Source organism: Marinicrinis lubricantis (genome assembly GCF_042658665.1).
Lineage (GTDB): Bacteria > Bacillota > Bacilli > Paenibacillales > KCTC-33676 > Marinicrinis > Marinicrinis lubricantis.
The window spans coordinates 1-10540 of record NZ_JBHSQV010000119.1; the positions used below are offsets into that span (position 1 = coordinate 1).

9 protein-coding genes are annotated in these 10540 nt (G+C 48.8%); all 9 read left to right on the plus strand.

Translation table 11 applies throughout. The annotated features are described in order from the left end of the window. Positions 1 to 340 precede the first annotated feature (340 nt). A complete protein-coding gene (locus ACFPXP_RS09100; protein WP_379893901.1) occupies positions 341 to 1300 on the plus strand; it encodes a serine/threonine protein kinase in 960 nt (319 codons plus the stop codon). Between the two features lie 735 nt (positions 1301 to 2035). After that, positions 2036 to 4210: a transcriptional regulator gene (locus tag ACFPXP_RS09105; protein WP_379893902.1), complete on the plus strand. Its 2175-nt coding sequence runs from the start codon at positions 2036 to 2038 to the stop codon at positions 4208 to 4210. A gap of 121 nt (positions 4211 to 4331) precedes the next feature. Further along, positions 4332 to 4757 (plus strand): membrane-associated protease 1, encoded by a 426-nt coding sequence (locus tag ACFPXP_RS09110; RefSeq protein ID WP_379893903.1) that lies wholly within the window; start codon positions 4332 to 4334, stop codon positions 4755 to 4757. 92 nt (positions 4758 to 4849) lie between these two features. Next, positions 4850 to 5275 (plus strand): J domain-containing protein, encoded by a 426-nt coding sequence (locus ACFPXP_RS09115; protein WP_379893904.1) that lies wholly within the window; start codon positions 4850 to 4852, stop codon positions 5273 to 5275. Positions 5276 to 5328: 53 nt separating this feature from the next. Continuing rightward, positions 5329 to 5874 carry an FHA domain-containing protein gene (locus tag ACFPXP_RS09120; RefSeq protein ID WP_379893905.1) on the plus strand — a complete coding sequence of 182 codons (546 nt, stop codon included), beginning with the start codon at positions 5329 to 5331 and terminating at the stop codon, positions 5872 to 5874. Between the two features lie 58 nt (positions 5875 to 5932). After that, positions 5933 to 6460: an FHA domain-containing protein gene (locus ACFPXP_RS09125; protein ID WP_379893906.1), complete on the plus strand. Its 528-nt coding sequence runs from the start codon at positions 5933 to 5935 to the stop codon at positions 6458 to 6460. Positions 6461 to 6470: 10 nt separating this feature from the next. Continuing rightward, positions 6471 to 7313: a protein phosphatase 2C domain-containing protein gene (locus ACFPXP_RS09130; RefSeq protein WP_379893907.1), complete on the plus strand. Its 843-nt coding sequence runs from the start codon at positions 6471 to 6473 to the stop codon at positions 7311 to 7313. Positions 7314 to 7364: 51 nt separating this feature from the next. Further along, a complete protein-coding gene (locus ACFPXP_RS09135) occupies positions 7365 to 9023 on the plus strand; it encodes a PP2C family protein-serine/threonine phosphatase (RefSeq protein ID WP_379893908.1) in 1659 nt (552 codons plus the stop codon). 137 nt (positions 9024 to 9160) lie between these two features. Then, positions 9161 to 10435 (plus strand): normocyte-binding protein, encoded by a 1275-nt coding sequence (locus ACFPXP_RS09140; protein WP_379893909.1) that lies wholly within the window; start codon positions 9161 to 9163, stop codon positions 10433 to 10435. Positions 10436 to 10540 lie beyond the last annotated feature (105 nt).

A 10540-nucleotide genomic window follows, 5' to 3' on the forward strand; every position in this document is an offset into this window, starting at 1 on the left:
AGACATGACCGAGTATCTTACATGGCAACAAGAACACAAATCAAACCAAAAAACGAAAGTTACCCGAATTGGGTAAAGACTCCTAGCTAACCGAGGGAGAATTTACACACAAATTCGGACTTGATCGAATTCTTACATTATCGCCCATTTTATTATATAAATCCCATGATATCAAGTGTTAATTCATGAATAGTATTATTGATTATAAGTTTGTCGGTATATAAGTGTAATCCATCTCATCGGTCACTCTGGTAAATCTACCGTTATAATGAGCATTTGCTCTTCTCTTAATCTGGTTTTCTCTATATGTTAGAATAACAGAGAAGGGAGGGCGCGAACATTGGAGCTGGTCTTAAATGATCATCGATTGAAGAAAGGGGTCATCCTGAATTACAGATATAAAATATATGCTGCACTGGCTGCAAGTGAATTATCGATTGTGTATTTGGCCAGAGACACACGCTTAAAGCGAACCGTGGTAGTGAAGGAATTTTACCCGAACCAACTAGTTCTGCGGGATCTCGATCAAAGGTCCGTTGTTTGCAGAAAGCCTTCCTTGCGCAAGACCTTCGATGAGTGGCTGCTTCGCTTTCGCAGCGAAATCGATATTTTGCGGGAGATGGATCATCCGCATATCGTGTCTTATGCCGCCCACTTTAATGAAAATGGGACCGGGTATCTAGTCACAGAATACTGCAGAGGTTCTGCCTTGCATCATTACCGAAGTCAAGTGGATGGCCAATTAGAAGCAAGCTTTTTTAAGCAGATGATGCTGCCTTTAGTGGACGCATTGCAATATATTCACAGCAAAGGATACATACATCGGGACATCAAGCCCGGCAATATCATCATAGGGAAAAAGGGAAAGCCGTGGCTCATCGATTTCGGATCGGCCGTTTCCTTTACCCGTTCGGAAAAGCGGCAGGTCGTGACGACGGCTGGTTTTTCCGCCCTGGAATTGTATTCGGAAACCTCCCGCTTGGGGCCGTGGTCCGATATGTATAGTTTATCAGCGGTTCTCTACTATTATATTAGCGGAACGATGCCGCCGGATGTGTCCGAGAGACTGATTGAGGATGAGATCATCCCCTTAAGAGAGCTGAAGACGAATGTTTCAAGCATGCTGGCGCAAACGATTATGAAGGGCCTGTCCGTGGAACCGCAAAAGCGAGTATCCCTTAAAACGCTGAAAGCCGCTTTGCAGTATGAAGCTTTCCGTTTGAAGCGGTTGGAGAAGAAGCTTGGCGCACATCAAACCCGCTTGGCGGAAACGTCCAATGGCTTGACCGAAAAGGTATAGCATCAGGATTTTTATAAAAATATGACATAAGATTGCAAGAGGCTGCCCGATTCGTTAAAGGTCGATAAGGGCGGCCTTTTCCGATGCGGAGAAAGCGGAAACGAAAGTGAACTAAAGGCCGAGGCTATGACAATATATAGTTGAATGGCCATTCGGAGTGGCTCAAGTCAGCGAAGATGATATGCAAGCCTTGGCGCTCCAATGTTCACAGGGATGAAAAAGGGCGTTATCACGGGCAGACTCCTCGTTTTGGAAGTGAAATGATGAACACTAGGTCATATGAAGCAGATAACGAGCTGCTAAGTCGCCGTCAAGGCGGCTTTTTTTTGTAAATTTATGATTTAGCAGATCAGTCCATTTGGATTATGAAAAGTTTGTCGGCGTGTGAGAATGTGTCAAAAATATAGAAGAAAAAGGAAAAAACATCATTATATGATGTGTGATCTCCATATTATGACAAGCGAATCAAAGAAAGTCATGGATATAGGACCTAAAAATCAGTATCAATTACCTAAAATGTATAATCTTGACAATTTTTACTCCCATCCAATATGCTAGATTTCAATCTAGTATTTGTAAGAAAACATCTATATGAGCAAGTTTGCATGGCAATCTGCTTCATAAGCATTCACTGGTTGTGTTATTTCAACATGTCCACAGTCATGGTCACGTTCTTTAACGTTAGAAATAAGAGGGCCTCATAGGATGCCTTTTAGTAGAAAGGAGTAAGCATCGATGGAAATTATACAACAGACGAATCGTACTATGCTTTTTGAAGAAATCAATCCCGAAAAGCTCGACTTACTGACGATTGTTGGAGAAACGATGGGTACAGGGAGCTTGAGTGACGAGAAGATTAAAGAGGTGAACCAGCATTTGCTGGTAAGAAGCTTCGAGGAGTTTTTAGAAAAATTCACTCCTGCGGTCTACTCCTTTTATAATGCTTCTACACAAAAGGTCATGTATACGCTGAAGAAACCGGAAGGGATTGCAGAGGATTGCATTTCGGAAATTCGCATTGATCAAAATAACGATTTTCTGAAAATGCTGTTTACGCTGATTGACACGAAACGCAGTCAAGGCATTCCCAACGTAGATTTTAAATTCGAGAATTTGCTCGATATGATTTCACCGCGGAAAGTGATGGATGATATTCGCCAGGTTCGTAAGGAAATCAACTACTACTATACGGAATACGAGAAGCTGGAAGACGGCGATCCTCGCAAACTCGATCTTGGCGACAAGCTGAATGCGAAATTTGAAGAGGCAAGCCGCAATTACAACAACGTCATGGCCATGCTGCCGCTGGCGATCGATGATATTAAGACGAGACTGCTGCTGGGCGAATCGCAAATGGAAAGCAAGGACGATTCGCTGCAGATCGGCATGCTGACGATTGGTGATTCCGGCGAACTGAAAATCATTGAGGCGCCGAAAACGGAGATTACCGATCTGGCCTTAGTGAACGAGGATACTCATACGGGGCTGGTCTCCGTCTTTGAAGAAGATTACGAGGCGATCACGGACAATCCGACAACCTATGTGAAAGATCTGGTCGTGCGCACCTTCTGCCCGCTGCCGGTGACGCATCAAGAGATCAACATTGAACAAGAAGTACAAAACTACAATACCTACTTAGAATTTTATAGATCAGCCAAGGATGACTTCGTGAAGACCGTGAAGCCGCTGGTGGAGAAAATTCTCGGCGTCAAGATGTTCTTCGATCAGTATACGACGAAGAATCGCGGTATGAAGCCGTCCCTGCTGGTAACGAACTGCAAGCTGGATCAGCTCGTCAAGAGCAATAACATTCCGCGTTTGGAAATGTATTTGAATTCCGTAAACTCGAAGAACGATTTCACCGATACGGTTTGGTTCGGCATCGTCCCATCCATCCAAATGGAGAGCACGGGCGGCAATGTGCAGGTACGCAGAGCGCGCTTTAAAGGGAACGCATCGACGGATGTGAAGGACGGAAATACGTTGGAGTCCTTGACGATGCTGCTTGAAGTCGTAAAGCCGTATCGCGTTCAGCTGTTTTTCAACTTTGAGAACGGCGAAAATACAACGTTCAACAGCGTGGCAACGACAGGCATCGAGCGATTCATCGACAAATGCGAAGTGATGGCTCGTAAGTCCTACAGCGAATTTGCCATTCCATGCTTGCCGAATTTCACGATCATTCCGAAGGACAAGTCCGGTGTCGTCATCGACAGCAAGATGACCAAAACCGAGGAGGGCGTGCAGCTCTCCAAGGAAAAAGAGGACATTCTGAAGCTGTGGATCGAGGGAGTTTATGTTGGAGCGGCTTACGTCGCAGCAGGATTAATCGCAGCCTGCCAATGCCCGGAATATTTGCGCGAGGCATTCAAGAAGGTGAAGAAGGAATATCCAGGCGTTCGCTTCGATATCGAAGCGGGAGAAAACAGCCTGCGCGCTGTGACGACGATGGCTAAGGAGATTTCCGGCTTTACGAATACAATTAAGGATTCCATCAACCGAAACAACTTCGGCTTCATCTTCTCTTCCGAAAATGCTCAGCTGCAGGGAGTCAAAATTAACCGAATCACGGTCTATAAAGCAAGAAGCCTGGCTGCGACCGAAGATGGCTATGATTCTATATACAAGACGCTGGTCAGCACATACATCGAACGCATGCTGCGTTTCCAAACCGGAGATTTCAAGCATGACAATATCGTCAAGTTCTTCAGCAACAACCCAAGCAGCCAAAAAAGCAGATGGCTTGGAGATAAAGGCTATGTCAATTCGATCATCCAAGATGGCGATGACATCAGCTATACGATCGACGAAGAGACGAATGTATGCCAGATCGATCTGGTGTTCAATGGCAATGTGAAGAACCTCGAGGTGACGATCCATAAGGCAACTTCTGCTGCGAAGGTTGTTTAAGTTCGCGTATAAGGCGCAGCTTTTTTTCCAAAAGTTCGCCTTCATACATACATTCCTCAAGCGAATCAAGCGAAGTTCACGCGAGGAAAGAAATTATTTATTTTCTAGGAGGTATTATCGTATGGGTTTCAGATTGAAGGTTGAAGGATCCGAAACAATCGAGCTCGGAATGGACAACATCAAAACGGTTGAGTTTGAAACGGACACACCGGATGATTCCAATGCTCGCTCCACAGACGTGGGTGCAACGCTTCGTATGACAGGCAAAATCATTACTGCAACGGACGGAGACAATGCCGATGACACCATGAAGCTTGCTCTATGGTCGCTCGTTTCCGCAGAAAAAGCGGACTGCTACCGCAAAGTGACGCTTGAAGTCATCGCGGCAGACCAAGTGATTCGTAAAATTCATTTCCCTAATGCATTCGTGGTGGACTATTCCGAAAGCTTCGGGCTCACAGAAGGCGTTGGCACGTTTGAGCTGTTCATCAAACAAAAGAAAGACAAAACCGAAATGACTAAAGTGGAAGGCGGCTATGCCGTATAATCAGAGCGCTTTTACGCTCTAGGGAGTTGGAGGGGGCATTCATGCCCCTTTCATAGCTTTACAGGAAAATAATCCTGATCGGCGGTGGATGAATGAAAACCTATTACGACATTTTGGGCGTTGCACGGAATGCGTCAGCAGACGACATTAAAAAAGCGTATCGCAAGCTTGCAAAGAAGCATCATCCAGATGCGAACCAGGGCAATCCGGAATCATCTAGGATATTCCAAGAAATGGTGACCGCTTATCAAACGTTAAGCGATGGATCGGCAAGACAAAGGTACGACGCCGAGCTGGACGGGCGCAGTGAGCAGGCAGGAGAAGCCCGCAAACAACAACCAAGGACGCAGAGCAGTGCCGGATTGGATATGGCGAATGTGGCGCAAAGCTTTGAACGGTTTTTCGGATTTGATCCGAAAACAGGTGAACGAAAGAAAAATAGTAGGGAGCAAGCAGGCGGTCAGCCGCTGCATGCGAATGCCTGGTTTGAATCTTACTTTGGAGTCAGGAAGAAATAATCCGAAGAGCGCCTAGCTAAAGATCGTAACAACATGCCTCAGGAGGAATAGCGATGAAGGCAACAACGGGTTTTTATTGGATAAAGGGAATCGAAATATTGATGGCAATCATCGCCATCGCTGCGACCGTATTCGTTTATGTCATTAACGAAGAGGTTGTGCTGAAGAACGTCTTCGGCGTATTTCTGGCATTATCCGCCGCATGGTATGTATCCGTGTACCTGTGGCCAAAGGCGGTGAAAAGCCGGACGAAAGTATCGTCGATTTCCAAGCTGGTGCTTGTGGATGAAGCGGAGCATGTCATGAAAGAATGGCAGATCGAAGATCAAACGTCGCTTTTGATCGGTAAAAGTCCGATCACCGATGAAATTGACATTAATTTGATTGATGCGGAGTACGCTTCGCTGGTCAGCAGGCAGCATGCGGTGCTGAATTTGGTGGACGGCTACTGGTATGTGGAAGATATTCAATCGAAAAATGGAGTCGGCATCAAAAAGGCAGGCCAGCAGGCAAGGCGGAAGCTGGAGATTGAAACGCCGCACCGCGTAGAGCCGGGCGATGTGATCTATATCGCGAATACGAAGCTGCTCGTCTTATAGAGGAGCAAGCCTGATTTTTAACATTGGAAAGTTATACATACAAAGGGGAATCAGCGATATGAGTTTGTCAAGATGCGCAAATGGACATATGTTCAGTACAAGAAAACACGGCAGCACATGTCCCTACTGCTTTATGTCGGCAGAGGTAGAACCGACCGGAGGCCATAGGGAACAAGGGAATTTGGCGCTGGCAGCGGACGAAAAAACGATGCCCTATTTGGAGGAAGCGGGCGGAATCGAGCCGGTCACGGGATGGCTTGTCTGTATTGAAGGACCGCAGCTTGGACAAGATTACCGGATTCATGCCGAGAAGAACTTCATCGGCCGCTCGGAAGATATGCACATTCAAATTATCGGGGATAATGCGATTTCCAGACGGAACCACGCCGTGATTGTCTATGATCCGAAAAAACGCAATTTCTATCTTCTGCCCGGAGACGCGTCGGGACTCGCTTATCACAACAATGAAGCGGTGTATTCGCCGGTGGAATTAACGCCATATGACGTGATTCAAATGGGCCGAAGCAAGTTTATATTTATTCCGCTCTGCGGCGTTCACTTCGAATGGGAAAATCATACGGGATAGGATGATGACAATGAATGCAGCAGAAGGGTGGCTGCCGTATATCATCGTCCTGGCATTGATCGTTTGCTTCGCCATACTGCTGCTTGTTCGCCGGGTCCTCCATCAGCGGCTGCAAAATCCTCGAATTCGCATTGGCAACGGGCAGACGGTTGGACAGCGTGAGGAACAGGACGATTATTTTGCAACGGCGCATAACGGAAAAGCGACAATCGCGGCTTTAGCTGACGGGATCAGCGGCATGGATAACGGACGGCTGGCCAGTACGATCGCCGTGATGACCATGATCAGAGGGTTCGAGAAGCCGGACAGCGACCGTGATTTCAAATCGTTCTTTGAAAGAACGGCCATTCGTGCGAACAGGGAAATCGTCCATCGATTGGGTGGAGCCCAAGGAGGCACCACACTCGTCGCGGCGGTCATTCAGAATGGTCTTCTGTACTGGGCGTCCGTTGGCGACAGCATGATCGCGGTGATCCGGGGTGGCGACGTGATGCGCATGAACCGTAATCAGACGTACTCATCGGTGCTGGAGGAACGGTTCGTTGCGGGAGAGATCAGCAAACAGGAAGTACTGACACATCCGCTGAAAAATCGCCTCGTCAATTATTTGGGACACGAGGGCTTTCACTCCATTGAAACGAGCAAAGAGCCTTTTCCATTGGAGAAGCGCGACAAGGTGATCTTATGCAGCGACGGTGTATATCGCGCATTGACGGATATTGAGCTCGTACAGCTGGTGATGGGGGCAGGCTCCCCTCAGAAAGCGGTGGAAGCGATGATTGAGGCCGTCGAGCGGAAGGGACGAGCGAATCAGGATAACGCGACGGTGATCATTCTCGACAAAGGCTGGTAAGAAGCAGGTTGCGAAGAGAGCTAAAGATCGGTAAAAGGAGCAGTTCATGCGATGAGAAAAGACAACAGCGACCTGAAAACAAGCTTTCTGTCTGAAGAAGGAACCTTCTTGGAAAATAAGGACTTCTTCGCCTATGCGGAGCTGGACGATATGGCATGCTGGGTGCTGGCGGACGGATTGGACAACGGCCAGTATACCGAAAGTGCGAGGCTTGCTGTGGAAAGCGTGCTTGCGCAGTTTACGGAGCGTCCCACGATGTCCAGACGCAGGCTCAGGTCCTATTTGCATAAAGCGCACAAGCATCTGCATAGCGAAAGCACACGTGTCCGTTTGAAGGCGAGTCTCGTACTGGTCGTCACGGACTATTCGCATATGATCTGGGCCGTCGCCGGGAATTCGCGCATGTATCACTTGAACAAAGAGCGGGTACTGCATCAAAGCAAGGATCAAAGCTTAGCTCAGCGGATGGCCGAATACGGACAAATTCGCCAGGAGGATGTCGATCGGCATGAGGAGCGGACGAACCTGCTCCACTACCTCGGGCAGCCGGAGACGTTCGAACCGTACGTCTCAAAGAAGGTGAAGCTGGAGGACGACGACGTTATCGTGCTGTGCTCCTACGGATTGTGGGAGGGCGTGAATGCCATGGAAATGCTCGATGCCCGCGAAGAAGCGGACGGTCCAGAGGATTTGCTGGACACGCTGGAGGAAGTGCTGCTCAGCAAGCAGCGCAGCATTGTGAACAACTACACGGCAGCCGTCGTGTACGTGAATAAGACATACAAAGAAGCGCCGAAGAAGCGTAATTATACTAAGATCGTACGCAGGGTGGCGATGATTCTGATTCCTGCGCTTTTGTTCGGCGGAGGGGCGTATTATTACAAAGCCCGTTCCGTGAAGGTCAAAGCCGAGACGATCACGACGATGACCGAGCATGAGAGGAACGGGGATAAGGAAGCGGCAGAGGGCGATTTTGATGAGGCATTGAATGAATACAGCTTGGCAAGAAATGCATCGAACCGACTGAACAATAAAATACAGACAAAGCTCATCGGGGAGAAAATGGAGGTTGCCCAGCTGGTCACGAAGGGCAATCAGTTCTTCAAGGACGGCGATTACGAAAAAGCGGTCGAATCGTACGATAAAGCGCTTAAGGAAGCTTCAAATTACGAATCGTTCGACATGAGCGAGGTGGAGGCTTCGAAGAAGGAAGCAGAGTCGTATTTGGTTATTCTCGGCATCGTTGAGCAGGGGGATGTGAAGTTTAAGGCCGGTGATTTTGCGGGAGCACAGGCGCTGTATCAAAAGGCGAATGAACAGGCAATGATGGCTTCCTTCACGGAAGGACAGCAGCAGGTGCAGGTGAAGATGGACGCGGTGAAAGAGAAGACCGCAGAGATCGAACTGAGCAAGCAGCTGGCAGAAGGGGAAAATACCGAGAAGCAGGGCGATAAGCAGATGGCGGCCAAAGATTACGCGAAGGCCATTGCAACGTATACGGTCGCTCAAAACATTTATCAGAAAGCCGGTCAGACCGATAAAGTGCTGGCTGTGCAGTACAAGATCATCGAGGCGCAAGAGAAGCTGAACCCGCCAGAGGAAGAGAAGCCGGAGGATGCGGCCCAAGGCAGCGGTCAAGGCACGGCGCAAGGAACGGGTCAATCGGGCGGCACGCAGCAGACCGGCGGCGCGGCAAAGCCTGCGAACTAAGGAGCAGACGAATGGAATGGGGAGGCTGCATGAGCTATTTGCAGTGTTTCCGCTCTTATAGGGTGCCGATCACGAATGGGCTGTGCCGGAAAGTTAGGACATTCATGAAGCAAGCATGACGGAAGGGTTGATTCCTGATGAAACAACTGGTGTTCGAACGGCTGAATAAAATGGAGGACTTGGAGCAGCGCAAGCGGCTGCGTGACGTCTTAAGCGGCGTGTTCGTCGGACTTGCGGAACACCAACAATCCGTGAACAAGGCTTTAGAGGAGCGGATTTTTGGGGAAGTACAGGATGAGGAGGCAGCCTACGATATCCATGCGTCGATCTGTGCACGAGACGAAGTAGATCCGGTTCACGAATATTTATTTCCGATGCGGGAGGAAGATCTTGCGCCGGCTGCAGTGGATTGGATGGAGCTGCGTGAGAGACTCGTGCAGGGCGTACAGACGGTGATCAAGACGGTCTATATGGAATGCGATCATGCTTCCTTTCGGAAGCTGCTTTCCGGTTCCAACTCTTACGCGGGTCAGTTGGTAACGACAGAGGGGACGCACGATATCGCGGTCAGACTCCGCCCATCGAATGTTTATACACGGGAAATCGAGCAGGCGTACCGGCTTTTTCAATTGAATGGAATCCCTTGGCGGACGGTCAACCATCCATCTGTGCATAAATTTTTCGATATTGTGCTGGTACATTGTGACGGAATGCCCAGTGAAGCGGCACAGCTGGAGAAATTTCGCCTCGAGCTGGGCGAAGCGCAGTATTTCATGCGGGAGGATATGGTTCCGCTTTGGAATATAGAGAAGCTGGAATTAAAGACAATCGGCTTTCCCATGCCTGCAGGGGACAGGGTGAACTATGAGCATGTGCTGTCTCTGCGCAAATACGGAGAAGGACATGGTTTTCTGGTTTCCAGCGAGGAGGAAATTCATAACATTCGGCGCGGGCAAGGCGAGATTTCGGTCATTGCTCCGAAGGAAAAAGCGGGCGTGTGGCACGTGTGGAAAGTGACCCAGCCAGCAGGTGGTGCGACTGCGCTATTGAAGCAGGGGGTGTTCACGAATCGAAGAAAACCCGGATTTATTGGAAAATTCGCAGCCCAGCGGGCCGCCAGCATTCGTACGGCAGGAGAAATATCGCGCATCATTCATTCGTTCGAAGCAGCGGATGGCTTAAGGCTGGAACGTATCGATACCGATCCGCAGAAGACGGATGATGATGCGGCGTATGACATGAACCCTTTTCTGCTGGATACACTGCGCAAGGAAGCGGGGAAGCCGGTGCTGCGCCTGGTATTTAAAGCGGACACGGGCACGGCGCATCGATATGACAGCATGAGCTTTATCGTATCGGAAATTCAGAGGGCCTTTCCGGAGTATCGCTGGGTAGTGTCAAAAGATTTATGAAAACTACCTAAAGGGTTAGCTTCTCTCCTATTTACTGGAAGGAGATGCGCCGCAATCGCTCTTGACAAACACGCCAATGGTTTGAGGATTGTTTAACAAGGGCGA

Excerpts from the sequence above, each read along its gene's own strand:
- ACFPXP_RS09140 (WP_379893909.1), top strand. The coding sequence starts at position 9,161 with ATGAAACAACTGGTGTTCGAACGGCTGAATAAAATGGAGGACTTGGAG.
- ACFPXP_RS09125 (WP_379893906.1), top strand. The coding sequence starts at position 5,933 with ATGAGTTTGTCAAGATGCGCAAATGGACATATGTTCAGTACAAGAAAA.
- ACFPXP_RS09115 (WP_379893904.1), top strand. The coding sequence starts at position 4,850 with ATGAAAACCTATTACGACATTTTGGGCGTTGCACGGAATGCGTCAGCA.
- ACFPXP_RS09120 (WP_379893905.1), top strand. The coding sequence starts at position 5,329 with ATGAAGGCAACAACGGGTTTTTATTGGATAAAGGGAATCGAAATATTG.
- ACFPXP_RS09130 (WP_379893907.1), top strand. The coding sequence starts at position 6,471 with ATGAATGCAGCAGAAGGGTGGCTGCCGTATATCATCGTCCTGGCATTG.
- ACFPXP_RS09135 (WP_379893908.1), top strand. The coding sequence starts at position 7,365 with ATGAGAAAAGACAACAGCGACCTGAAAACAAGCTTTCTGTCTGAAGAA.
- ACFPXP_RS09110 (WP_379893903.1), top strand. The coding sequence starts at position 4,332 with ATGGGTTTCAGATTGAAGGTTGAAGGATCCGAAACAATCGAGCTCGGA.
- ACFPXP_RS09105 (WP_379893902.1), top strand. The coding sequence starts at position 2,036 with ATGGAAATTATACAACAGACGAATCGTACTATGCTTTTTGAAGAAATC.